The 24,385-nt window shown below is 34.1% G+C and carries 34 protein-coding genes and 1 pseudogene; 10 read left to right on the top strand and 25 right to left on the bottom strand.

Translation table 11 applies throughout. The features are described from left to right. Window positions 1-30 precede the first annotated feature (30 nt). Both LZ480_RS06380 and LZ480_RS06375 read left to right on the top strand, forming a co-directional pair. Complete coding sequence (locus LZ480_RS06380; RefSeq protein ID WP_241368542.1) at window positions 31-810, top strand: class I SAM-dependent methyltransferase; 780 nt, start codon at window positions 31-33, stop codon at window positions 808-810. Between the two features lie 54 nt (window positions 811-864). After that, window positions 865-1,404, top strand: coding sequence for a histidine phosphatase family protein (locus LZ480_RS06375; protein WP_241368541.1), 540 nt, complete (start codon window positions 865-867; stop codon window positions 1,402-1,404). A 206-nt stretch (window positions 1,405-1,610) separates the two neighbouring features. Here the strand turns inward: LZ480_RS06375 and LZ480_RS06370 are convergent, their stop codons facing one another. The 7 genes from LZ480_RS06370 to LZ480_RS06340 form a co-directional block, all read right to left on the bottom strand. Beyond that, window positions 1,611-1,898 (bottom strand): trypsin, encoded by a 288-nt coding sequence (locus LZ480_RS06370; protein ID WP_241368540.1) that lies wholly within the window; start codon window positions 1,896-1,898, stop codon window positions 1,611-1,613. 295 nt (window positions 1,899-2,193) lie between these two features. Further along, on the bottom strand, window positions 2,194-2,889 hold the full coding sequence (locus tag LZ480_RS06365; RefSeq protein ID WP_241368539.1) for a CPBP family intramembrane glutamic endopeptidase: 696 nt from the start codon (window positions 2,887-2,889) through the stop codon (window positions 2,194-2,196). 113 nt (window positions 2,890-3,002) lie between these two features. Then, entirely contained in the window at window positions 3,003-3,557 is a 555-nt protein-coding gene (locus LZ480_RS06360) for a GNAT family N-acetyltransferase (protein WP_241368538.1), read from the bottom strand. Between the two features lie 185 nt (window positions 3,558-3,742). Beyond that, the gene (locus LZ480_RS06355; RefSeq protein ID WP_241368537.1) at window positions 3,743-4,258 is read right to left on the bottom strand and encodes a GrpB family protein; all 516 of its coding nucleotides are present in this window, start codon (window positions 4,256-4,258) and stop codon (window positions 3,743-3,745) included. A 53-nt stretch (window positions 4,259-4,311) separates the two neighbouring features. After that, window positions 4,312-4,827: an ankyrin repeat domain-containing protein gene (locus tag LZ480_RS06350; RefSeq protein WP_241368536.1), complete on the bottom strand. Its 516-nt coding sequence runs from the start codon at window positions 4,825-4,827 to the stop codon at window positions 4,312-4,314. A gap of 142 nt (window positions 4,828-4,969) precedes the next feature. Next, window positions 4,970-5,584: a class I SAM-dependent methyltransferase gene (locus tag LZ480_RS06345; RefSeq protein ID WP_241368535.1), complete on the bottom strand. Its 615-nt coding sequence runs from the start codon at window positions 5,582-5,584 to the stop codon at window positions 4,970-4,972. Between the two features lie 387 nt (window positions 5,585-5,971). After that, a complete protein-coding gene (locus tag LZ480_RS06340) occupies window positions 5,972-6,850 on the bottom strand; it encodes a LysR family transcriptional regulator (RefSeq protein WP_241368534.1) in 879 nt (292 codons plus the stop codon). Between the two features lie 113 nt (window positions 6,851-6,963). Between LZ480_RS06340 and LZ480_RS06335 the strand changes: the two genes are divergently transcribed. After that, a complete protein-coding gene (locus tag LZ480_RS06335) occupies window positions 6,964-7,983 on the top strand; it encodes a DUF2332 domain-containing protein (RefSeq protein ID WP_241368533.1) in 1,020 nt (339 codons plus the stop codon). A gap of 134 nt (window positions 7,984-8,117) precedes the next feature. Here the strand turns inward: LZ480_RS06335 and LZ480_RS06330 are convergent, their stop codons facing one another. The 3 genes from LZ480_RS06330 to LZ480_RS06320 are packed head-to-tail and all read right to left on the bottom strand — an operon-like array spanning window position 8,118 to window position 10,044. Continuing rightward, window positions 8,118-8,906, bottom strand: a complete 789-nt coding sequence (locus tag LZ480_RS06330) for an ABC transporter permease (RefSeq protein ID WP_241368532.1) — start codon at window positions 8,904-8,906, stop codon at window positions 8,118-8,120. Beyond that, complete coding sequence (locus LZ480_RS06325) at window positions 8,903-9,808, bottom strand: ABC transporter ATP-binding protein (RefSeq protein WP_241368531.1); 906 nt, start codon at window positions 9,806-9,808, stop codon at window positions 8,903-8,905. Before LZ480_RS06325 ends, LZ480_RS06330 begins: the two co-directional genes overlap by 4 nt. Then, on the bottom strand, window positions 9,805-10,044 hold the full coding sequence (locus tag LZ480_RS06320; RefSeq protein ID WP_241368530.1) for a PLD nuclease N-terminal domain-containing protein: 240 nt from the start codon (window positions 10,042-10,044) through the stop codon (window positions 9,805-9,807). The genes LZ480_RS06325 and LZ480_RS06320 overlap by 4 nt, the downstream gene beginning before the upstream one ends. 108 nt (window positions 10,045-10,152) lie before the next feature. Between LZ480_RS06320 and LZ480_RS06315 the strand changes: the two genes are divergently transcribed. Both LZ480_RS06315 and LZ480_RS06310 read left to right on the top strand, forming a co-directional pair. Then, the gene (locus LZ480_RS06315) at window positions 10,153-10,692 is read left to right on the top strand and encodes a helix-turn-helix domain-containing protein (protein ID WP_241368529.1); all 540 of its coding nucleotides are present in this window, start codon (window positions 10,153-10,155) and stop codon (window positions 10,690-10,692) included. Between the two features lie 101 nt (window positions 10,693-10,793). Next, window positions 10,794-11,318, top strand: a complete 525-nt coding sequence (locus LZ480_RS06310) for an HXXEE domain-containing protein (RefSeq protein ID WP_241368528.1) — start codon at window positions 10,794-10,796, stop codon at window positions 11,316-11,318. A 362-nt stretch (window positions 11,319-11,680) separates the two neighbouring features. Here LZ480_RS06310 and LZ480_RS06305 read toward each other — a convergent pair whose 3' ends face one another. Continuing rightward, window positions 11,681-12,193 carry a DinB family protein gene (locus LZ480_RS06305; protein WP_241368527.1) on the bottom strand — a complete coding sequence of 171 codons (513 nt, stop codon included), beginning with the start codon at window positions 12,191-12,193 and terminating at the stop codon, window positions 11,681-11,683. 419 nt (window positions 12,194-12,612) lie between these two features. Here LZ480_RS06305 and LZ480_RS06300 point away from each other — a divergent pair, with 419 nt between their 5' ends. Next, window positions 12,613-13,101: a hypothetical protein gene (locus LZ480_RS06300; RefSeq protein ID WP_241368526.1), complete on the top strand. Its 489-nt coding sequence runs from the start codon at window positions 12,613-12,615 to the stop codon at window positions 13,099-13,101. Window positions 13,102-13,464: 363 nt separating this feature from the next. Here the strand turns inward: LZ480_RS06300 and LZ480_RS19855 are convergent, their stop codons facing one another. The 6 genes and pseudogenes from LZ480_RS19855 to ccsB all read right to left on the bottom strand — a co-directional run bounded on the left by LZ480_RS19855 (window position 13,465) and on the right by ccsB (window position 17,306). Continuing rightward, on the bottom strand, window positions 13,465-13,593 hold the full coding sequence (locus tag LZ480_RS19855) for a hypothetical protein (protein WP_255475385.1): 129 nt from the start codon (window positions 13,591-13,593) through the stop codon (window positions 13,465-13,467). Window positions 13,594-13,816: 223 nt separating this feature from the next. Then, window positions 13,817-14,236, bottom strand: coding sequence for a hypothetical protein (locus LZ480_RS06295; protein ID WP_241368525.1), 420 nt, complete (start codon window positions 14,234-14,236; stop codon window positions 13,817-13,819). A 151-nt stretch (window positions 14,237-14,387) separates the two neighbouring features. Next, the gene (locus tag LZ480_RS06290; protein ID WP_241368524.1) at window positions 14,388-14,822 is read right to left on the bottom strand and encodes an NUDIX hydrolase; all 435 of its coding nucleotides are present in this window, start codon (window positions 14,820-14,822) and stop codon (window positions 14,388-14,390) included. A 111-nt stretch (window positions 14,823-14,933) separates the two neighbouring features. After that, a pseudogene (locus LZ480_RS06285) lies at window positions 14,934-15,143 on the bottom strand (DNA/RNA non-specific endonuclease); the annotation flags it as partial. A gap of 175 nt (window positions 15,144-15,318) precedes the next feature. After that, a complete protein-coding gene (locus tag LZ480_RS06280) occupies window positions 15,319-15,831 on the bottom strand; it encodes an HAD-IIIA family hydrolase (RefSeq protein ID WP_099424277.1) in 513 nt (170 codons plus the stop codon). A 320-nt stretch (window positions 15,832-16,151) separates the two neighbouring features. After that, window positions 16,152-17,306, bottom strand: a complete 1,155-nt coding sequence (ccsB, locus tag LZ480_RS06275; RefSeq protein WP_241368523.1) for a c-type cytochrome biogenesis protein CcsB — start codon at window positions 17,304-17,306, stop codon at window positions 16,152-16,154. A gap of 183 nt (window positions 17,307-17,489) precedes the next feature. Between ccsB and LZ480_RS06270 the strand changes: the two genes are divergently transcribed. From LZ480_RS06270 to LZ480_RS06260, 3 genes are all read left to right on the top strand, one after another. Next, window positions 17,490-17,921, top strand: a complete 432-nt coding sequence (locus tag LZ480_RS06270) for a MerR family transcriptional regulator (RefSeq protein ID WP_241368522.1) — start codon at window positions 17,490-17,492, stop codon at window positions 17,919-17,921. Beyond that, complete coding sequence (locus tag LZ480_RS06265) at window positions 17,914-18,261, top strand: DUF4260 family protein (protein ID WP_241368521.1); 348 nt, start codon at window positions 17,914-17,916, stop codon at window positions 18,259-18,261. The genes LZ480_RS06270 and LZ480_RS06265 overlap by 8 nt, the downstream gene beginning before the upstream one ends. Before the next feature lie 123 nt (window positions 18,262-18,384). Continuing rightward, window positions 18,385-18,762, top strand: a complete 378-nt coding sequence (locus tag LZ480_RS06260; protein ID WP_241368520.1) for a VOC family protein — start codon at window positions 18,385-18,387, stop codon at window positions 18,760-18,762. Between the two features lie 522 nt (window positions 18,763-19,284). Here the strand turns inward: LZ480_RS06260 and LZ480_RS06255 are convergent. From LZ480_RS06255 to LZ480_RS06220, 8 genes are all read right to left on the bottom strand, one after another. Beyond that, window positions 19,285-19,518 (bottom strand): hypothetical protein, encoded by a 234-nt coding sequence (locus tag LZ480_RS06255; RefSeq protein WP_241368519.1) that lies wholly within the window; start codon window positions 19,516-19,518, stop codon window positions 19,285-19,287. Between the two features lie 122 nt (window positions 19,519-19,640). After that, window positions 19,641-20,177: a GNAT family N-acetyltransferase gene (locus LZ480_RS06250; protein WP_241368518.1), complete on the bottom strand. Its 537-nt coding sequence runs from the start codon at window positions 20,175-20,177 to the stop codon at window positions 19,641-19,643. A gap of 69 nt (window positions 20,178-20,246) precedes the next feature. Further along, on the bottom strand, window positions 20,247-20,627 hold the full coding sequence (locus tag LZ480_RS06245) for a DUF5412 domain-containing protein (protein WP_255731226.1): 381 nt from the start codon (window positions 20,625-20,627) through the stop codon (window positions 20,247-20,249). A 266-nt stretch (window positions 20,628-20,893) separates the two neighbouring features. After that, complete coding sequence (locus LZ480_RS06240) at window positions 20,894-21,079, bottom strand: cysteine-rich CWC family protein (RefSeq protein WP_241368517.1); 186 nt, start codon at window positions 21,077-21,079, stop codon at window positions 20,894-20,896. A 9-nt stretch (window positions 21,080-21,088) separates the two neighbouring features. Beyond that, window positions 21,089-21,973, bottom strand: coding sequence for a hypothetical protein (locus tag LZ480_RS06235; protein WP_241368516.1), 885 nt, complete (start codon window positions 21,971-21,973; stop codon window positions 21,089-21,091). Beyond that, window positions 21,963-22,460, bottom strand: a complete 498-nt coding sequence (locus LZ480_RS06230; protein ID WP_241368515.1) for an RNA polymerase sigma factor — start codon at window positions 22,458-22,460, stop codon at window positions 21,963-21,965. The genes LZ480_RS06235 and LZ480_RS06230 overlap by 11 nt, the downstream gene beginning before the upstream one ends. Window positions 22,461-22,580: 120 nt before the next feature. Then, the gene (locus tag LZ480_RS06225) at window positions 22,581-23,060 is read right to left on the bottom strand and encodes a nucleoside 2-deoxyribosyltransferase (protein ID WP_241368514.1); all 480 of its coding nucleotides are present in this window, start codon (window positions 23,058-23,060) and stop codon (window positions 22,581-22,583) included. A gap of 13 nt (window positions 23,061-23,073) precedes the next feature. Further along, a complete protein-coding gene (locus LZ480_RS06220; RefSeq protein ID WP_241368513.1) occupies window positions 23,074-23,577 on the bottom strand; it encodes a DUF1648 domain-containing protein in 504 nt (167 codons plus the stop codon). A gap of 103 nt (window positions 23,578-23,680) precedes the next feature. On the opposite strand from LZ480_RS06220, the gene LZ480_RS06215 reads away from it, so the two are divergent. Continuing rightward, window positions 23,681-24,343, top strand: a complete 663-nt coding sequence (locus LZ480_RS06215; RefSeq protein ID WP_241368512.1) for a DedA family protein — start codon at window positions 23,681-23,683, stop codon at window positions 24,341-24,343. The last annotated feature ends 42 nt before the right edge of the window (window positions 24,344-24,385 follow it).

The raw sequence follows: 24,385 nt of genomic DNA, 5'->3' as shown, positions 1-24,385 counted from the left end.
ATAACATTATAACGAAGGGAGGCAAATTGTATGGTATTAACTGACCCTAAAACACTTTTAAAATGGGTCCAGCCACATTCATTTGAATGGTATCAGCAGCTAAGCGAATTTCAAGGCATTTATAGCTACAGTTGGAATTCTAAATTAACCGAGCCTAATGGCGAATTAATTTTTGATCAAGAAGTAATGCAAATGATAGCAGGTAAAAAGGTGTTAGATGTTGGTTGTGGGCACGGTGAGTTTACAAAAAAATGTGGTTTAGTTGCAAAAGAAATCGTAGGCTTTGATATAACAGAGCAATTTCTTCAAACTGGATTATTCAATAAAACGAACAACGTATCATTTGTTTTAGGAAATGCTAAAAAAGGTCTCCCATTTGATAACAGTGAATTTGATTGTGCCTATATAAGAAAAGGCCCTACTTCTGCATATCCTCAATTAAGGAAAGTAATTAAAGATGGCGGCAAAATTTTAGGACTCCATCCAGGTGATGACATGAATAAAGAATTGCCTCTTTTATTTCCAAATCTCTTTGAATCAACAACTGGTGCACCGGTTTTACAACGTATTAATCAGCAATTAGAGAATAGCAATTTCAACTCATACACCATTGAAACTGTCAACAGTACAGAGTTTATTGAATCACCGGAAGATATACTAAAGCTTAAGTGTTTTGGTCAACATCCTTCTATTTTTGAAGCATTAATGGAAACAGATTTACATACAATCACTAAGATTTTTGAAAAAAATGCAACAGAAGATGGTTTACCAACTACTTTTTCCCGTTCAATCATTCGTGCAACTGTTTGAAGAAGTTTAACGTGATTCAAATAGCAACTAAAACTCAATTTGGAGGGATACAATTTGACCAAGTTCCTATTAATTAGACATTGCTCAGCTGAAGGACAAGAACCTGAAGCAGCATTAACAGAAGCAGGATTAGAACAAGCACAGCAATTAGCTGATTTTCTTGAAACGTACTCAATTGACCGAATCATCTCTAGCCCATTTACAAGAACAATCCAAACAATTACGCCCTTTGCTCTGAAAAATAATCTTCACATTGAAATCGACGAGCGTTTAATGGAGCGTGTATTAAGTTCAGAAAATCTACCCGATTGGTACGACAAATTACAACAAACCTTTAAAGATAAGGATGTAAAATTTACAGGTGGCGAATCTAGTAACGAAGCAGCGCATCGCATTCTTTCATTAGTACATGAATTAAATAATAAGGAATCTGAAACAATTGCACTTGTGACACATGGCAATCTCAGCTCGCTGCTATTAAATTCGTTTTCGCCAAGCTTTGGCTTTGAACAATGGAAACAGTTAACGAATCCCGATGTTTACATGATAGAAACAGATTCGAATGAGACACAGTATAATAGGATTTGGAGATGACGGAGCAGCAAAACGTGGTCAGATTATTATGAAGTAGGACTTATATAAGAGAAAGACGATGATAACATCTCAGAAAATACATGGCTTTATTCCACAATTTCAATCTCAATTTGATCTGATTCTCGAACAAAACTTGTTGGCAATTAGGGTGCAGTTCATTTCCCCTGAGGAAGGCTTATAATTTTGTGCACCCTATTCTATTTCTTTTAGTAATTACAACTTTTTAAGTACTCTGAAATCATTGGAACTGCTATACGTACATCGTTCCACTTAGAATACATGAGCTCCGCATCCACTAAATTTGAAGCAGTGAAACTCTTTACAACTTCAAATTTCTCTACGTCTATATCAGTTGCTTCGTCATTTTTCGCTTTGTAATATAACACCTTGACAATTAATTCATGCTTATCAAACATCACCAATATGTATTCTGACAATTCATCATAGGTCATAAATAGATTAACTTTCATATGTTCAGCGCTATTCGTAAGCATACAATGCCCCCTTTTTTCTACCTACATTCGACATTTTATACGATAATCCTTCTTTAAAGAGCAAAAAAAACGTGCCTCGATTGCACATCACTAAGCCCATTATATGGGGGCTTGTAACAACTGTTTAGTAAGAAATCATTTGCAAATTTTTTTACCATCTAGAAAATGCCCTTATGAATAAATATCTTCTTCATTTATTTTTCTTGTTCAACTGAATGTCCCTAAAATGAAAAAATGGCACTTCCCCTTGCTCCAGGATAGCGCCCGTTAACTGATTATGTTTCTACCTTTTATCTTATCCTGTTACAGTTAATAAAACTGCGATTGTATTAAATACTCCATGAATGATCATTGCCGGAATAACAGAACCCGTCTTTTCATAGGCCCAAGCAAACATAACACCGGTGATGAAGTTCACTGGCATTGCATTTAAGGTTGGAAAGTGCGCAACTGTAAATATTAGCGAACTAAGCAAGATACCCCATTTCATGCCAAGCCTTACTCTAATCCAACGGTAGATAAACCCTCGATAAAATATCTCTTCATAAATCGGAGAGACTACACCCGCAGAAATAATTCCAATGAGGATAGTAAATAGATTAATATTTTGTTGCAGGCTTTCGGTCTTGCTATTGTCTACGCTATTACCTAATGCACTTGTTAGTACTATTAACGCGACACTTAAAACAATAGTTATCAATAACCATATAGGGATTTTCCACCAGTACTGTGCAGGAAATCTTCTTATTCCGACTTCCCCCCAGGAAAGCTTTTGAGGACGTAGTGCGATAAAATACAAGCCTAACATCAGTACAATCGCAATTGTTAATCCGGTCAGTGTTCCTGAGTATAAGGTATTGTTAAACCAAGTTTGATAAAGCGATTGGACGCCATATTTAACAACCACAATGACGAAAATAAATTCGAGCGATAACAATAACGTAAATTCTTTCCATGTCCATTTATCCTGCTTCCACCCAGAAATATCCATATCCTTTAACCCCCTATTTTTCTAGTTGCTAACTGTAACAATTTGTCCCTATTACAGAGTTAACAAAATCGGTTTTTTCTTCTGGATATTTGACTTTATAATGGGTCGAGACGTTAATAGCTTACATTTCTTTCCGATAGATCGTATCCTACTAAGGATTCTGTTATTTTCCCATCTAGGTTTTTAATCATCAACATCGAATTATCCTGAATAATTCCAGTATCTACGAAACCAAATGAAGCGTATAATGTTTTAGCTATGACATTACTTGTATGATAAAAGAGGGCTGCATATTCTGCTTCCCCATTTGGCATAAATTCAATATCCATCAGCATTTTTTCAAAAGCAAGTTTACCATATCCTTTTCCTTGGTAGCTTTTATCAATCATATTATGCCAAATAAAATAACTCTTCTTGCCATAAAAAACTTCATTTTCAAATGATTCATGATCCATCGTATCGTAAATATACATCAAAAAACCAACCATAGTATCATCAGCATAAATGGCTAGTGGGGTCGCTGGTATACCATCTGCGTTCAACATATGAGCGTCTGCGAAGCATCTAAGGTTAGTAGTTTCTAATATAAATTCTTTCTGGTTTTCTTCAACTTCAAGCGCTATTACTTCATCTATGTTATCCCCGGCAATCTTTCGTAATTCAATCATTTTTTTATCTCCTCCCCTAAGACAAGCCACTTCCACACATAGCCCAAAAAATTCCAAATATCATTTCCATAATTCTCAAAATACGACACACAAAATATTCACCAATGCTAACTCTTTTTCTCCTGTGATTTCTAATCCTTGTTCCGCAAAATGGCCCGTTTCTGACACTTTGGCTAATATAATTTCTAAGTTTCTTGGTGTTCGAACCAATTCAATGCCCTTTGTTCCAATTCATTTACGAAAGGTTTTTTCGCTTTGCTGTAGTAAGCGGTATCTTCATAGCGTTGAGCCAATTCTTCTTTCAAACAACTATATCGTTCAACATCTTCTGGATGAGTTCTTAAATAATTTCTGAACACCAGATGTCGTTTAATTTGAACGTTATCGTATTGATAAACATGTATATGATGGGTTCTGGTTTCCCCACCTTTTCGAAATAATCGTCTGCCTTGTATTCCCCATTCACCGGCAACATCATATCCAAGCAATCGCATTCTATCATTGAATGCATCAATTTTATTAATATCTTTAACGAGGCACATTATGTCAATAACAGGTTTTGCCTTCATTCCTGGTACAGAGGTACTGCCAAAATGTTCAAATTTGATAATTTCATCACCAAATAGTTCTCTTAAAAATTGAGCCTCATCTTCAAACATTCGACCCCAATTTTCATCATACTCTGACAGCCGAACTTTCAAAAAAATCCCTCCTCGACAGGACTTTGTATTTCATAATAAATTTTCAAAAGACATTAGGCTGTTTCGATAACGTGGCGCAATTTTTCAGCTACTTGATTGTTACCTAGTTCGATTGCTAATTCTAATGCCGTTTTTCCACCATCGGCCACCGCTTGAACAGAAGCTCCATGCTTAATAAGAAGGTTAATTAGTTCGATGTTATCATCATGAAACACAGCAGTATGTAAAGCTGTATGACCATTGCTATCAAATATATTTGTGTTAGCTTGATTATTTAATAGTAGTTCTATGACTTCTAAATTCCGTGCTCCTGCAATTGCTGCATGAAGAGCTGTATTTGACGGGATATATTCTATCTTAGAATGGGAAACGGCATTAATATCTGCATTGTAATTTATTAGGACTTGTACAATATTCTTATTACCAAAATGCGCAGCAAATCCTAAAGGAGTTAAACCTTGCTCATTTTCTTTATTTGATAAGGATGGGTTAGAAATAAGCGCTTTGTTCAATGCCTCAACATCATTTGATTCGATAGATTGAAAGATATCTTTCACATTTGAATTCATAATTTAATCCTCCATTATTAATTTAGTTTTAAAAAAAAGCCAACAAACCTTATTCCGGAATTGCGCCTGATTACTAAATTTCCGTTAAAAATAAGGGAGTAGCTAAGGTTATCTTGCCACTCCCAAAAATTACGTGTTACATTTAAAGAATAAATACCCCACCGCAATGAGAAATTGGATAAAAGTCACACTCATTTTTCAATAAAGAACGAATTTCTTCATGTACAAAATAAAACTCATCGTCATCCCAATATCCAATACTTTCTTGACGACATTGATTATGTTTTTCTCGTGTTTCAAAAGCAATGTCACCAATATAAATTTTGCCATCTTCTTTGAGCATTGGTTTTAACATGGCTATGAACGCTATTTTCTCTTGGTCTGTTAAGTGATGTAAAGCATATGTGCTAATGATGGCATCGTACTTTTTCCCAAGTATCTCTGGAGGGAGGCCCATTGAAATATCCCATTCCATTAAATTGGCGTTGGGCATCATCGATTGTGCAATGGCAATCATTTTCGATGAAAAGTCCACACCATCAATTTGATGTCCATTCGCATACAATTTGCTTGTTAATACGCCTGTCCCAAAGCCGATATCTAAAATTTCAGAATTTCTTTTCTGCATTACTTCATTAAAAATCACATTTAAGATTTCCTTATAACCTGCAAACGGATACAGATTATTTTCCTCACTCAACTGAACCGTTTTATCATATTCATCAGCCCACAAATTAAACCCTTGATTACTTAACATGAATGCGCCCCCAATATTTTTCTAGTTTGCAAGCATTCAAAAAATTCCTCGATTTGATGAATTACTCGCAATTTACTTCATTAAAATGATTGTTCTGATGCAAAGCAAACGTATTTTCAATTTATTATAGATTCGCACGAAATTTTCAAAAATCGCACGTAAATTCAAAATACCGCACACAAATGCTCTAAAACCGCACGTATTTTCTAAAAATCGCACACAAGGCATCCAATATCGCACATAAACATCGAAAAATCGCACGTATCAGCACATTCCAAAAATATGTGATCGTCCCCGAAAGTAATTTTCAATTCCGAATTCGTAATCAACCTGACGTATTAGTTATTATCCTATATTTTAACATATCTTCCTTATAATAAGGGGGATTTATTCAACCTGAGCCCTCACAAAACGTAAAAAAGGATTCAAATTCATGTTATTCCGTAAATGGCTCATATAAATATCAATCGGATAAATGGATGCAATCGCGCCAATATCAAGCACCTTTAGCTTTCCCTCTGTTAACTCAGTTTTTATTTGAAATTCAGGTAATAGTCCTATTCCTAGCCCTTCGTTCATTAATTTAATTGCAAAAATACTATCCAGAACCTTGTTATAACGCCTTACGTTATACTCTCTTTCTAAACTTTCTAAAATAGGAGTATGTTCATCCAAATACCCAATATAAAGCGGATAATTTTCTAATAGCCACTTTATTTGCTGGTCATGATGATTGCCTTCTAATCGTATCTTTGATGAATAAACAAGCTTCATCGGTGAACGAATCAATCGCTCCGAATGTAGGTCTTTTGATTTTGTTTTTTGTAAGCAAATGACGACATCCGCTTGACGGTTCCTTAATATTCCGTCTAAATGATTCCCGTCCTCCATAATCATTTCTACCTCATATTTTGAATGTGATGCAATGAAATTATGAATAACTTTTAACAGATCGGTTGAAATTAACGCGGCTGATAGTGCGATGATAAGACGTGTTTTCTGATTGCTCGACGCAATACGTATTTCATTTTTACTCTCCTCTACATGCGCTAATAATTTTTTGGCGATCGGATAATACTGTTCACCAACCATAGTAAGTCTTACTTTTGTATGTTCACGCTGAAATAAAGCTACCTGTAACTCCTCTTCTAATGCTTTGATATGTACCGTAATGCTTGGCTGTGAAATAAATAACTTTTCTGCCGCAGCACGAAAACTTCCTTCCTCATATACAGTTACAAACGATTTTAACCATTTTAAATCCATATCTTCCCCAACCCTTTTGATTAATTTTAATAATCATATTTATCAAATTTCATTAATTTCTTTAATTCATTAACCATTATACAATGACAACATCAATGAAATGAGGTGTAAATATGGAAAAGTTAAAAGCAACATTTCTACGCTTTGCAAATAATGAAGCGAAAGGTAAAAGCCCTCTCTATGAATATTGGTGCAGGCGTATCATTACACATGAGCCATTATTAAATGTAATCATGCATATTCCACAAACACAGCCAAAACCTAATTTATTTTTTTCGGCGGTTCAATACTTGGCGGTTCAAAGTGAAACAGCGTTGAAACAGGTATTTGATAATCCAAAAGACGCTAACTTAGAACAAAGCTTTCAATTACTAATTGCCTTTTGCACGGAGTATCAGATTGAACTTATTCAACTTTTTCAAACGAAACTCGTTCAAACAAATGAAGTCCAGCGAGCAAGCTATTTATATCCCCTACTTTCTGAAATTGCAGCTGAAGTGGAAAAGCCGTTAACAATAATCGAAATTGGTACAAGTGCCGGTTTGTTATTAAATGTAGATCACTATCATTACAACATTCAACAAAGTGAAACGATAACATTCGGGGATGAAATAAGTCCATTAACCCTATATGCAAAAAATTTGGGAGACCCGATAGTAATCACACAGAAGCCGATCATCCACAACCGAATTGGCATCGATTTAAATATTATTGACGTAAATGATGAGGAGCAATATCTATGGCTACAAAGTTTAATTTGGCCAGAGCTTATCGACCGTAAATTGAATCTAGAACGTGCTCGACCTATACATGAACAATGTGAAAAGCAGTTATTGACAGGAGATTTCACCGCGCTACTTCCCAAACTATTGGCAAATGAAGCGTACAAAGCAACTCAAATTGTCATTTTTCACATACATGTAGCGAATCAGTTTCCATCACAACTCAAACATGATTTACTTGAATTGCTACAATATTTAAGTAAACAACATAGCATTTATCATATTTATAACAACATATATGATGCGGATTTACATGTAGATTTCATTAATCAAGGACAAACAATCTCAAAGAAAACACTGCATCAAACAGATGGTCATGGGAATTATTTTTACTGGAAACAAGGTTTATAAAGCTATAATTAAATCACAATTTAGTGATTTTTAAATGCTTTACTATTATTTAAATCGTTCCGTAACATGGCATAAAATTAAAATAAAGCAGCATAGCCAAACGTAGCCATGCTGCTTTCCATATGCAAAATTCATTACTCGGTAGTAAATTTTTTATTAAAAATCCAATAGTAAATCGTAATAAGTATTACTAATAGCCAGGCAAACGTAAATAGGCTACTACTAAATATGTTCGAATGAATCGCCCCATTACTTAGGTATTCTATTGCGTATTTACTCATAACAGCGGGATTAACTTGATCAACTATCGGACTTAGACCTATTACTAATCTACAACCTAGAAGGGTTCCAATTGAAATTAACGCAATAACACCCTGACTTTTAAAAATGGTACTAACCATCGTTGTAAACGATACAATAAACAAAAGCCACACAAGGTAGAAGATGAGTCCAACAAAGACTTGTGAAAGTGGTACCGAAGTAAATAGATAATTCACGTATATATATGAAGTAAAATAGCCAACGGAAACACTAAAAGCTAGTAATATATAATTTGAAACAACTTTACTAGCAATATAGGAAGGTACTGCAACAGGTCGAGTTAAAATGAAGGAAAGCATTCCGTTAGATTTATCTGTTTGAATAATTCCCATAATAGCGATAACCAGTATCATTATTCCTAGCTGATCAAATTGTGAAGCTAACGTACTTGCTAATACTTCCCCTCCCTCTAACTGAGCCATGTTTGGGTCAATTGTAATTCCCTGACTACCTCCTAAAGACTTTAAAATTGATGGTAAATAGTAATTGACTACTGGTTGCGTTGCACCTAAAAACATAAAAGCGATTGGTAACCAAACTATCCTAAAATCACGAATCATTTGAACAAATTCTTTTTTCATTAGCACGATCCATTTGCTCATTTTTGCACCACCAATTTTAAAAAGATATCTTCTAAGGTTTCACTATACATTTCAAAATGAGTTAAATTCACATCATGCATAAGCGCACTTTCAAGCAATTTATTCTTATTTTTCTCGATACTCTTAACTTTTATTTTGACCTTATGTCCAATCATCTCTACATTTTCTACATAAGGTAGACTTCTAACAGTATCAAGCCAATTTAAGTCGTTTGCAGTAATTGTTAATTGAATTTGATTATTGCTATTGCGTTTTAAAAGCTCTGTAATAGGTGCATCCTCTACTTTTATTCCATTCTTAATAATGATAAATCGTTCACAGATTTCTTCAGCATCACTTAAAATATGCGTGGATAATAAGATGGTTGTATCTTTTTTTATCTCTTTTATCAAGTTTAATACTTCTCTTCTCCCAACTGGATCTAATGCAGATACAGGTTCATCCATAATAAGTAATGACGGTTTATGTAATAATGCTTGTGCAATCCCCAGTCGCTGCTTCATCCCCCCGGAAAAGATACTGACTTTTGAATTTTCATCGTCCTTTAGTCCAACTTTAGCCAAAATTTCTGGAATAGCGGCTAGTAATCCCTCCTTTTTTAAACCTGAAAGCTGCCCCATAAACATTAACGTTTCTTTAGCTGTCATCCAATGAAAAAAGTTTGGATATTGTGGTAAGTAACCGATTTCTTCCTTCAACTTTGACACTTTTACCCCATTCAATAAGACTTCCCCATTATTTGGGAACATGATATCTGAAATAATTTTTATTAAAGTAGATTTTCCTGCACCATTTGGACCAATTAAACCGACACATTCTCCCTTTTCTATTTCCATTGAAAAATTATTGAGCACCATTTTTTCATCAAATGTTTTTGATATATTTTTAATCTCTAATTTCAACGTGTTTCACTATCCTTTCTTCCTAAAATAAAGTACAAAATCGGTCCAAATGTATTAACAAATAGAATAACTAATGTCCATATAAGAACATTTTTTCTAGTGTTTCTATGTCTAAACAAGTCAACTAAAGCAATTAAGACTAAAATTGCTCCTATTATTAAAATAGGCAGGATAATAGGTAAATAAGACAAAATATCAATTTTCATTAAATCGTCTATCCCATAATGTAATTGCATTTACTTCACCTCCTCCATTATCATTATTGATAATGATAATAAAATAAATGGAAAATTGCAATCTTTATTCTTATTCTTTATAATGAGAATAAAAAATTAGGTGATTCGATGAATAATAAAGTTGAGATTTTAATGCATCCTGTAAGAATAAAAATTAGCCAAGCACTTCTTCGTAACAGAGAACACGGGCTTACACCTTTAGAAATGGTAAAAATCCTCAAAGATGTGCCGCAAGCTACATTATATAGACAACTACAAATATTAGTTGATGCTGGTATTATTAGCGTAATTCAAGAAAAAAAAGTGAAATCTGTTTCTGAAAAATATTACGCAATCAATGAAAATGAAATTAGAATTAACGGAGATGAATGGAGTCAAGTCTCGACCGAGGAAAAGCTAGATTACATTTCTTACTATCAATTATTACTTATGACTCAATACAAAAACTATCTTGAAAAATTAGAGGAAGAAAATTCTCGAGAGGATCGATCAACCTTTTCTGTAGTGGAATTAAAGATAGATGAAAACCATTTCACACAGTTCCAAAACGAACTACATGAATTAATGACTAAATATTATAACGCATCGAGTAGTACCCAAGATGCTCCCGTTAGAACTGTCGCAATAACAATTATTCCAGAGAATTAATAGTCGTACCCAAATACCAATTTGGGTACAATTTCAAATGAAATTCACTAATGAGAATAAAACTATAATATTGACTTTAAACTATAAGGGCATGGTGAAATATGTTTAATAAACAATATCTAAATGAGAATAAAAATAACACCCATTTAAATTGCTTCCCTATTTTTTTCTGCTTAGCTATTACATTACATAATATAGAAGAGGCTATATGGCTTCCAGAATGGTCTCAAATCGGACATTCTATTCAACACCCTGTCACTTCCAATGAATTTTACTTTGCCGTTATTACTATTACAGCGTTAGCGTATTTAATTACATTCTTATTTATTTTTTCACCTGAAATAAATATAATAAAGTGGATGTTTGTTGGTTTTTTAGGCGCAATGATATTTAATGCATTATTTCCACATCTCATCGCAACAATAATAATGAATATCTATTCTCCAGGCCTAATTACCGGTTTAATACTCAATGTACCCATCAATATGATTATTCTTTATACACTTCATAAAAATCGTTTTGTATCGATTAAAGAAATCATTCTATCAACTTTGATAATTGGGGTAATTTTATTAATGTTAATTCCGTTCCTTTTTAATATCGGAAATAATTTAATAACTTATTAATACCTATCTTTAAATTAAATTTGATTATAATTAAAATCCTCAAAGCACTTACCTATCACCATTTTGTTAATTTTCTAAAGGGCAATATTTATTCTACTTTTGATGTGTTGACTTGGAATAAAGATTGAATAAAACACAGCTATAAATGATGATTCTTATAGAAAATCATAGCCCCTATTTTGAACAAATATTGATCAAAATAGGGGCTATTTTTCAGATCTGTACTTTTTGTAATTAAGATTGATCATTTCGGAAACCGAATATTCAACTAAAGCACCCCGTTACTTTAAGTATATTATTTTACAAAGTTAAAATTTCTTTTTCCCTTTTACTTAAACATGACTCTATTGAAAATCATAAGTTTAGTTCCTCACATCTAAAAGTAATTTTATCTCTTTTATTTGTTCTGTGTGTCGTTGTTCATGTAAATATATCTGTTCAATCCATTGGTCAAGTGGTAATTCACCTAAGGAAGGATGCTTAAATGATTTTTCCGTCAATATCGATTTATCCTCTATTGTATTGAGGAAAGTAAAAAATTTTTTTCTCGAATCATTTAACAAATCAATAATTGACTGAACTTCAAATGGTTCTACATCTGGTTCAACGATTTCGGGAGCTTTAAACTTTTTCGTTCGATCCAACATAAGATGAAAGTTTTTACGTTCTTTTTGAGTATTGTCAACCTTTTTTAACCCCCATGCAATAGCCTTTATTGTGGCCTGTTCCACTAAAACTAAGTGATGACAAACTTGTGCTATACTCCACATATTCATACCAGGTCTACCATTAAATTGATTATAACTTAATGAAGTAATCTCCTTTACTAAGTTATTTCTCGTTTCATACAGATTGTCATTTACTAAATTACTCATGAAATTCTCCCTTCAACAGAAAATAAATATCTAAGTTCCTATTCTGTATATATTCTCCACGATGAAAGATATTCTTTGAGTATTATGTTAGTATCTTGCTTTCGCTAATATTTCCAACTTATTCGTTACTTCAATAAAAAAACATCTCCACGTATTGTAGAAACGCCCCCGTTAGTTGAAGAAGAAAAGTGAAGCTTATTCAACAATCGCGCCCGATTGTGGAAGATCCTTTATGTTGTCAGATTGAAATCATATTCTAATTCATTGTCTTGAAACAGTTAATAATACCTTTAAGCTCCAGTTTCCTTATATGTATCTGAAATGGTAAAATAATGGTAGTAAATAGTTACTTATTAAAATAACCGAGTAGTTTAATTGTAGAATTTTTAGGATAATATTTAAGGAATGGAGGCATTCGTTTGTTTTTGTATCATGTAATTATTCGAAATGATGATCTCGGTGAATATTTTAGCCCCGAAATCGTTTTAAAGGAAGGATTAAATCGTAAGACAGCTACAAAATGGTATGGCAATAGCGGTAATTTTTTTCCGGATTTAACCATCCGATTCAGACCCGCAAATTTACCGAAATGGGTTGATTTTAAAGTTGCTTTCGGTGCAGGTTTGGAAGAGTATGATATTCCTCACTATCGATTTCCAGTGTTTAGTGATAAAATTTTAATTTTTAACAGAGATATAGCTAGTGATTTATTTTCTTATATTGAAGATATTTATGATGGTGGCAATGGTCGTATTGTTGAAGGATTACCTTCAAAGGAAGATTTAATGAAAAATTATTGGGCAAGTATGAACACTCTTGAAGAATTTTTAAAAAATAAGCCTTATAATAACCCAGAAATTTATATTTTTGAACAAGTTCCTGCAAAGTTAATTGACTATATAGAGTAAATTCTTGTTCTGTTTCTTCCACCTTTCAATAGAGGTGGTTTTTTTATTCCCCTAAAGTGTCATAACTTTTGAGATTAATAACCACTATTAAAAATTATAAATTCTATAATTGAGAGGAATAAACCTTAATTAGAACTAAACTGCCCCTTTTGTTTAAGTACACTCTTTCACATCCTTATATACATTACTTTAAAATAAATTTACTAAATTAAATGGCCCGATTGTTGAACACAAGTTAAACAACGCTATTGAACTAACCTGCCCCGTTAGTTCAATAAAGAAAAAAAGAGCTGCATTATGCAACTCAACGATCTTCAAGTAAAGCCCCCGTTATTTGAAGACGAAACTCAGTACCGATAACAATTAAAGCATTACTTTTTTTTCAATCGCTTTTATTCTATCTTCTAATTCTTTATTTTTCTTTCTTACTTTGTCTACATAAAATGCAGAACTAAAACCAAACCCTAAAGCTAACCACGTAATAAATTCCATTTTCAATCTCCTATCATACTCATATAAAAATCGTGATTTATATCCAGATTATAACATCTCCTATTAAACTAACCTGCCCTTTAGTTCAATAATAAAAAAAGAGCTGCATATGCAACTCAATGATCTTCAAGTAAAGCCCCCGTTAGCCATCCATGAAGTGCAAAAATCACCACTTCACCACAGAAAATGAAAGATTATTACGTTCTTTCATGGGAGTTGAATATTATCTTCTTATTACCAATAGTGTTTTCTCGAATATTGAGATGTTATTGATGTCAATGTTATTAAGGTCAATAGTTTGGTCAAAGTCATAATTTCTTTCTTCGTCCTCTTGTCCAACCCAACAAGTATATAACTCACAATAATCTCCTTTTTCAAGGTATCCTTTTAATAGTTCACATAATGCAAGGAAACTCTCTTTTGATTCTTTGTAACTTTTTTTTAAGTAAGGGTTTTGGTTGTCAGCATCAAATGACATACCTACATACTCATTAGTATATACTTCATATATACTCTTAGTTGTAAAGTGTTTATTGACTAATTCATCGTCTGAAAAGTTTTCACCAATTAAAACTTTTTCATTACTACTTTCATCGCTAGAAGGTAAAGTAAAATTACAACCAAGATAATTAATTATACTCATTAGCTAACATAACCCCTTTAAGTTTTCTCACCTTATTTTAGTCAAATTTCTTGTTCAATTAACTTGCCCCGTTTAGTTCAATAAAGAAAAAAGAGCTACTTATGCAACTAAATGATCTTCAAGTAAAGCCCCCGTTAGTTGAATAAGAAAGTTAAATATTTTTCTGTAATAATTCAGTTAGACCGTTGGGAAAAAGTATCTTCTTACCATCAATAATTTCTTCTAAGGAAACCCATTTTGTGAATGTAGTTTTTCTTCCTTCTACAACTTTAAAATTTTCTTTTCGGTACAGATTTTGGTCAATAAAATCCACCAAATAAATCTGAATTATTTCGTGACCTAAATTTCCGTCTATTCTAAAGATGTTTTCTAAACAGCCCATATAGCGTTTAATCTCTATATCCACTGCTATTTCTTCAATGTATTCTCTCTTAATAGTATCACTAGACTTCTCACCAAGTTCAATTGTCCCACCAATTGGTCGATAATATATACCAGTTCCCTTTGAATGCTTTCCCTCTTGTTCTTCTAAAAGGATTTTATTATTTCTCATTATTATTCCTAAAGTTTTTGCTTTTGGATACACATTATCCCCCCTGAGATTACCAGCTACAAAATAACCTTCTGTGTAACAAATCTTATTAAACTAAACTGCCCCGTTAGCTCAATAAGAAAAAAGAGCTGCCTAAGCAACTCAACCAGCTGCTTTTGCTTCTGCGATTGTCACGATACCATTTCCATTTGTATCAACACTAGAAAGCTCACCTTCATTTGTTGAAGATCTTGCTGATTTGGACTCGGACTCATTATTTCCGGTTAGTCCAAGAGATTCGTTTACTTCATCTGGATTCACATTTTCAAAAGAATCCGTAATGACATTTCCGTTTATTGTATAGGTATACTGATATTATATTTAGGTTAGGAGTCAAAAAGGTTGATAATAAAAAGACCATACATATTAGATATGTCTAATATGTATGGTCCTTTATTTATTTTTCTTCCTCAACTAAAGCCCCCGTTAGTTGAAGAAGGAACAGTTTATTAATTAAAAATTTTTGTGATGGCACAGCTATAAACCAATATTAAATATAAAGTGGTAAATCTTTTACACTGTTCAATTGATATATATTTCCTTCCTTGTAATTAGAACCTACTCTGATTCCAAAACCTTTAATTCCTATATTTATTGCTAATTCTACATCAACTGCTGAGTCACCAATCATAAAGGACTCTTCCAAATTAATTTCAGGATATTTATGAATTGCCTGCTTAACCATTCCAATATTAGGCTTCATACAAGTACACCCCTCACATTTACCATGTGGACAATAAAAGACATCAAGCAGTTCAACACCTTGGCGAGTTAACTCTCTCTCCACTTGATTATTTATATCATGGTATTGGTCAACCGTAATATATCCTTCGTTAATAATGTATTGGTTGGTAATAATTATGATTTTATAACCTTTCTTTATGACTTCTTTTAACGTGCTAATTGACCCATCTATAAATACTGGATGCTCTATTCTAGTCCATTCATGATCTAAATAATCTTCAATTATAGTGCCATCTCTATCAAAAAATGCAACTTTCAATTTCTACACTCCTTACAGAATGATTTTTCATTTATTCTTATTCAACTAAACTGCCCCGTTAGTTTAAGTACATTTCTTCACAATCTTTATAGTTACATTAACATAATTGTCCAACGAAAAATTATCTATCCTCTAAGAAATCTACAGAGGAGAGATGATTTTAATCAAACTTTATTACAAATAATCGATCTTTATTATAAATAATCAATCTTTATTACAAAGCTACATGATGTAGGTAGCATTAAATGATGTCACCCTAATTAAAAATGCCCGCTCCTAAAAAGTGAGCAAGCATTTTTAAATTTATTTCAAGCTAACTGTTATGCATACGAATGAAGCCCTGCGATGACAAGGTTTACGAAAACTTGATTGAATATAATAATGCCAAATCCGATAATCGTCATCCATGCGGTCTTTTCACCTTCCCAGGACTTCGATAATCGTAAATGTAGCATTGCAGCATAAAACAGAAACGTAATGAGTGCCCATACTTCCTTAGGATCCCAGCCCCAAAATCTGCCCCATGCAATTTGCGCCCAAATCATCGCAAATAATAAGCCACCAAGTGCAAATAGTGGGAATCCAATGACAACTGCTCGGTAAGAAATTTCGTCCATCAAATTAGCATTTACCCGTTTTGTTAGGGGCTTTAAAATCATGCTTATACTTCTTCTTGTGATGAGTCGGATCACTATGTATAACACTGTACCGACAATGAAAGCCCAGGCAATGGAATTTAGTTTTGCTGCATCAATTTTATTCGAAATTGTCAAAAGTCCAACTTGGTCATGATTTTCGTTAACAACGAGCGGGTACATTTCATAAATCACTGTACTTTCATTTCCTTGTACATCTTTGTAGGCAATTGTAACAGGCTCCATTGCAAAGCTAAATACCGTCGATGCACCAACAAAGCCGATTACCACGACTAAACAATACAACACGAATTCTAATGAACGTGTGCTGATTGATTTTTTCGTCACATCTAGCACCTTTAAAAGATACATAATCCCTGTTGCAAACGAAATCGATAATATGGCACTCGATATGGCAACCGTAATAACGTGAATGGTAAGCCAGTTACTGATTAACGATGGCACTAATGGCGAAACTTCACTAGAAAAAGCACTGCCGTAGCCAATAATGATGAGTGAAATCGGAATAACAAATAAACCGACGATCACTTGCTTATACATGTGATAGATTAGTATAAAGCCGCCAATCAACATGATCCCGAAAAACGTCACAAACTCAAACATATTACTTACAGGTGCATGTTTTACTGCAACCCACCTCGTTATAAAATAACCAAGCTGTAAAATAAATGCTGCATACGTTATAACAATGCCCAGCTTACCGAAAAGAGTTCTGTTTGATTTGACAGAGAGCCCAAGTGGCACAATTGCGATTAGCAATAATATAAAGCCACTAAGAAGTAAATTGTTACTAACATTTAATAATTGTTGTGAATCCAAAATGCTCACCTCATGTAGTTTATTTGTCCAGTTTTTACCTCCTTCATTGATGAAACGCCTTTACTTACAATTTGTTCCTATTATTCTTTAGTATTTTAACAATTCACAATATATACAAATTTAAATTTCTTTACTTGACCTTAGAGTGCACTCCAATGTTATCGTTTACATGAGGTGATGAATATGCAAATAAAAACGTTCTCAAAAAAACTTCTTGTTTCAATGGATACCATCCGTTTCTATGAAAAAGAAGGATTACTCCAACCAAAAAGATTACCGAATGGCTATCGCGATTATGATGAATCCTGCGAGGCACAGCTAAAGATGATTGTCGTATTAAAGCAGCTCGGATTTTCTTTAAAAGAAATTGAGCAGCTTACACTGTTAAAATCACAAGAAATAACCGTGGCATGCAATGAAACAACGGTTGCTCTATTTGATGAAAAATCACAGCAATTAACAAATAAAATCACTTTTTATCAACAAGCCATCAACACCCTACAGTTGATTACTCAATTAATGGGCAATCAACAATTTGAAAAAAATCAAAAGCAAATTGATCAATCCATCAATCAATTATTTGACCAATTGAAAGAAGGTTTTCACGATGAATAAAATTGTACTCCATACTGAATACGGCTTCGCATTTTTACTAACGTTGTTCATTTATTTACAGCTAGATTTTTCATTTTGGCTATTTCTCTTGTTATTGTTTGTCCCAGACATTGCGATGATGGGTTATATCATTAATTCCACAATTGGTGCATTGTTCTACAATATTGGTCATAGTGTTGTTATTCCGGCAATTTTAATCGGTGCTTCGATTCTACTCGAAATCGACACGTTGCTCATGATTTCTTGTATTTGGATTGCTCACATATTTTTGGATCGCTGTTTAGGCTACGGCTTAAAATATAAACAAAGCTTTAAAGATACTCATATGCAAAGGGTATAATTCACGTAATAGTCTTTATTAAACTAACGAAGCACAAAAAATATTAAGGATTTTACAAGGAGAAATGTAAATAATAGGAGAACGTATATACTAATCAAGATATTGTATAAGGAGCTAAAGAAAATGACCAAAGCATTATTGAAGGGAATGGAAGGAGTATTTATTCCTGTGAAAGACCCTGTATTATCAGCAAAATGGTACGAAGAAAAACTTGGCTTTACGGTTATTTATATTGAGGTAGAGGCAGCTGTTATGAAGATAGCAGAAAAGTCTCAAACAGTAGTATGTCTTGTTAAAACACAAAATCATCAACCAATGAAGTTCCCTGATAATAATTTCGGTGTCGGTAAATATTACAATTTTATTTCTCATGATATTGAAGAGACTCATAAATTGTTAGTTGAACGGGATATCAAGGTAAATCCAATTGGTGAAGAAGGAACTACTAGGTTTTTTACTTTCTATGACCCTGACGGCAATCCATTAGGTGTTTGTAAATAAATTTAGCAACTTATGAATTATTTAATAAATCATGTGAAATCATTAGGCATTTCCGAAATCTACTTAAAAACCGAAAATGCCTCAGATTATTACATCAAACGAGGCTGGACGTTAGAAGAGACCATCCATGAAACTGACGAGGAAATGGTGGATATTTTTAAATATTCTCTTTAACACATGTAGTGTGTGCCCATTAATAACAACCGTTTGATGATCCAGCCATTCAATTTTTGCAAAATCGTTTAGCACTGTGTATCAGGTGCATGAAACTTGAAGATGCGTATATATAACTTGTTATTATCCATCCTCTGTAAAAGGATGGATATAGATATCGATGTCAATTAATGCATGAATCTTTTCAATTGGATCTATCTGCCGGAAATGACCAAAAAGCATTCTATTTTATTGCCCTACACACTTATTTCTCACATACATCACCAGTCCCAGCGCGTTATAGTAGGGCTCATCTATGATAGTGGATGAATATGTTATATGACTTTATTATTTCGAAGCACAACTTTCTCAGTAATAAATATATATTATCATTATCCCCAATAACAACATAAAAGTTAGCCAAATCAAACCGAAAATCGCGGTTACCTTTGCTTGACGTATTGCAGCCTCCGTTACTTCAGGCTCTTCTTTAAATATCCCTCGTTTCCCCCAAAGTAGGCTCTCTTTTGGATTCAAATACGACCAGATGATGACCGCATACAATGGTGACATAAAAAAAATCAAGTAAATAATGCTAGACATGCATACCGCCTCCTAAACACTTTAATTACTATACGAATAAATTTTCAGAAAGTTTCAACAACCATCATCTTTCACCACTTATATCATAAAAAAGAAGCTACATTTTCGCAGCTTCTCCAGTCTTAATAGGCCTTATAATAAATATCCGCATCGCAGTAACATAACCCAGCACAACTCGGGCAATACACTTCGTACGGCTTAAAGTATTTATCCAAATAAATAAATCGTGTTAAATCGATTTTGGTAAATAACTTTTCCGCCTCCCACCTATTCGTATCTGACTTCACCCAGCCGACTACGATCATGGCATCTGCTTGTTCTTTCACTGCCGCATTATAAGCTTCAACGAGTGCACGACCGATTCCCTGTCCGCGGTAACTCGGATTGACCACTAAATGACTTGTATTGAATGTTGCCTTGTCCATACTTAACGAACGCAATCCGCGTAGCTCCTGTTCAAAATATGGAAACTCGTTGTGTGCTTCTTCGATTAAGTGACCCGCAATATAACCAACGACCTCTTCATTGGCAACACAAATATATTGAATGCCGCCTGCTTGTAGCACGGTGTTTTCGTTTTCTTCTTCAAACGGTAAATACTTGTTTAATAGGATCGCTACTGAATTTGCGTAGCGCGCCTCAAATAACTTTACTTGCATAACGTTCCCCTTACATTGATTTCATTTTGTTAGTATAACATCAATTTGTGAGGAATACAGAAACAAGCTTTATTCTCGCCGCCAATCAAATTTTTCATTCGGTACTTGAAGCTTGTGTCCATTTATAACAACCGTTTGATGATCCAGCCATTCGATTGTTGCTCTTGATTCACGGTAATTCCAATATATATTTTTCGTTTTACCATTTTTTTTATTAAATATTATCTCGCCTCTTACCGCATCTGCGCTTAAGCTTGGACTGTTTACATAGGACTTTACTGTATATGTGCCATCAGGTGAAATTGCTTCCGTTAAATATTCCCCTTTTGGCAAGCGGTTCATGTCAAAAAAAGCCCAGTAAATCGCATATCCTACAACTCCCAAGAATAAAGCACTGACCATTAATAAAATTCTAATAAATTTCTTACGTCTTGCTTTCTTATCAACCAAAGCAATCACACCCTTTTAATTGAAATAACTCTTTTGCTAATTGACTCTTTAAAAAACTTTTAGTTCCAAATTTTCCGAAATAAAAAACCACATACATGAAGTCACATTTCATGTATGCGGTATTAAAAATCTATGTTTTGCGCTAAAAAAATCATTATTTACTTTTGCCAAGCGTTGAATCGAATGGCTGATCTTAAATCGACAAAGGCCATCACATCATCCATCCACATGTCAACAAATAGCATTGCATCACTCATTTAGTTCACTTACTCTCCAATTACACGATATTTCTCCACACAAGCCGCACAAATACAGCTCGTGTTTTTCAATTCAGCTGGTACAAGATCTTTCACCTGCTGTGGAATGTTCATAGTCATACACCAGCAATTTTGTGCATCCTCAACATTACAAGCATTTTCCCCCTGACAAAGCGGGCATTGATTTTCTGACATTTCCCTCACCTATCCCCATATAAGAAACACTACAACAATTATTACAAGTGCAATGATTCGTATTTTCTCTACTCTTAGTATCAATGGATTAGTCACTGCACGTTTGATTGCCCACCACATGAGGTACGCTAAAGCTAAAATGATCAACAATAGCAATGGGAAGTACAGCAACCCAATATTATATACATAATAAAACACTGTTAGTACCGTCACTGTGTAGATGGCAATTGCGATATTCTGCGATTTATTTTTCTGAGGAAGCTCGATTTTCCTACGATTATAAAATACCGATATACCGCCAATTAACGCTAATATCAAAAGCGGCATTAAATAGATCGGTAACTTATTCGAATGATGTGCCGCGAACAGATCCGAATAAATCATTGCTGGCATTTCTCCATAGCCTGGATAAAACACCTTTTTATCTACATCATATAAGTAGGTCGAATCGAATTCAAAACGACGCTGCTCTCCGTCTTCATAAACTATTATTATTTCATAATCACCATACATTTTAGATGTTGGCGAAATGGTTGGCAACTCATTAATATTCTCAAATAATGACACTAGGCTTTCCGTTGTGACATTTTCCATCCCGATATAGTTTGTAGATGGTTTTGCCCGGAAAGCTAGGTCGCTATCCTCACTTTGATATGAATAAATTGCTTGAATCGAATTAGAAGCAGCCTGCTGTGTATGCTGTAATGAAGTGAATAGTAAAAAGCTACCGAGTGCAATTAACAAAAGAACAAAGCTAAACTCACCTAAGCGACTACCGAGCCAATTCCACTGCTTTTGCGGTTTTTTATCGTCTAATTTCATACGAATATTATGCTGTAATTGTTCATTTACAGGATGGTTTTGTAGCTGTTGGAAGTTTTCTTCAAGCTTCATCGTAAGCACCTCCTAGAATTTGTTCTAATCTTTTCATTGCACTGCGCTGTGTATTGACGACCTTCATCGCTGTTAGTCCTAAAATATTGCACGTTTCTTCAATTGAGCGTTCTTCAATTTTGCGGTAAATTAGGATTTCACGCTGTAAAGGCTTTAGCTGCTGCAATGCTTCAAACAAAGCTTTGCGCTGTTCTTGCTGAAGCAACCAATCTTCGGGTACATATGTAACTTCTTGTTGCTCATGGCGTTGTGAAAATGGCAGCCACTTTATGAGTGCTTTTCTGCGATAATAATCATATACAAGATTGCGTGCGACTTGCCGTGTATACACTTGTTCATTCGCAACCCGGTCTAAATTTTTGGCCTTATAAATGCGTAAAAACGTTTCTTGTGTTAAATCCTCTGCCAGTTCAGCATTTCCGACCATGTAGCGAATAAATACATACATCAAATGAAACTGCTCATTGTATAAACGTTCAAAATCCATGTACGTCACCTCTCTTACCTTACTAGACGAACGAGTTTTGAAAATATGTAAAATTTTTATAAAAACTTTATTATACAAATAAAAAAGCCATATCCCCTAAGAAATACAGCTTGCTTAAAATTATTTACCTAACTCTTTTACCAGCGCCACAACGTCCTCAATCGTTGTTGCAATCACACCATTTTGCTTAATCAATCCAACAACGAATAAATTGCGGTAAATAAATTGATTTTCTGTACCATCCGCAATGAGTGCCTCAATTTTCTTAGCATTCGTTCTTCCTTGCTGACGTACATCGCTTAATAGCGCCACAATCGGACGGTTAAGCATTGCAAACGCACCAATTTCTGCGGCAACACCTGAATCAATTTCTACTCCATCAATTACGGCAATTAACACGTCGCTCTCTTTTAAACTATTTAAATCCGCTTGCGCAATAGCTAAGCTATCCGCATAGGCATTTTTATCATTAATTGCATCATTTTCTTGTGGTACGTAAAGATCTATTTGTGGAATCGCTGCGCGTAATTCGCGTGCTAATAGATCATTGACATAACGATCCCCAATTGAAAATAGTCCGTTTGCTAAATAAGCCTTCATTTATAACACCTCATCATTTTATTTGAAACGTTTTGTATATTTTGTAGCCAAGCACAATAAACAGCAAACCTAAAATCATGTAAAATAGCAAACCGAGTGAACTGTCATGTCCAAGTGCAAGCGAAGTGACCTCAATTACCGAATATGTAAATAGCACATTAATAATATTACGCGTATAATTCATTGTTTGACGGCTATTAGTGTAAAAAGCGACTGCGTTTTTTTCATTAAAATTTGCTGGGTAATTATGTGTTTCTGGGAACTTTTCTAAAACAAACAGGAAAAAATGCAGCCCAATTCCAATGACAGGTAATATAAGCAACTCCCATTTCGAGCCCCAGCGATCGACCTGTCCATTTGCCCCAACATGAGCTGGCACTTGCGCAGGTAGGTCACTCCAATTGACAATAAGCACGACAAACATCGTGGCAAGCGCTAAATACCCTACTGTATCAAAGCCCCACTCCAATTTTGTTTTCGGAATGTGTAGCTTTGGTTTTGTCGATTCATTAAACAATTTTTCACCCCAGTTTCACGAAAATTTTCAGAGCCGAAACAAACAAAATTTCCAAAATTCGGCTATACTAATACATATTAATAATCATTGAAAGGAAACTACTATGCTGCCTGACATCATCCAATTTCTACGAGAAATCGATCAAGTAATTTTTCATTACATAAAAGAACTTGGCATTTATATATATTTGCTGTTGTTTGCTGTTGTATTTACAAAAACCGCTTTCGTTATTTTAACATTTTTACCTGGAGATAGCACCGTTTTTACAAGTGGTACCTTAGCCGCGCTTGGAAAGCTTGATTTAATGGTTCTATTTATATTGTTTATTGTTGCAACTACACTTGCCGATTGCAACAACTATTTTATCGGTCGATCCATACGAAAAATCCCAGCTCAGCGCAATTTATTTATGAAAATCGTATCTGAAGAAAACGTACAAAAAGCACAGCATTTCCTTGAGAATTACGACCGAGTTGCGATTACATTTTCACGATTTGTGCCACTTATGCGAACAATGACGCCATTTATTTCTGGCTACACAAACTTTTCATATAGTACGTTTTTACGCTACAACTTTGTCGGCGCTATTATTTGGACAACCGTTTGGCTAGCTGGTGGCTTTGTATTGGGGAATGTTCCTTGGGTTGAGGATAATTTAGTACTTACACTTAGCATTATTTCAGTAATTGTCTTTGGAATTACTGGGTTTGCCTACATCAAACAATTTAGAAAAACAATGGACATTAATAAAGTCGATTCACACTAAAATCTTTAGTAGGAATCGACTATGAATTTTAAGTCTTTTTAG

Source organism: Solibacillus palustris, from assembly GCF_022549215.1.
Taxonomy (GTDB): domain Bacteria; phylum Bacillota; class Bacilli; order Bacillales_A; family Planococcaceae; genus Solibacillus; species Solibacillus daqui.
The sequence above is the reverse complement of the archived record's forward strand: the minus strand, read 5'-3'. Positions and strand labels throughout refer to the sequence as shown.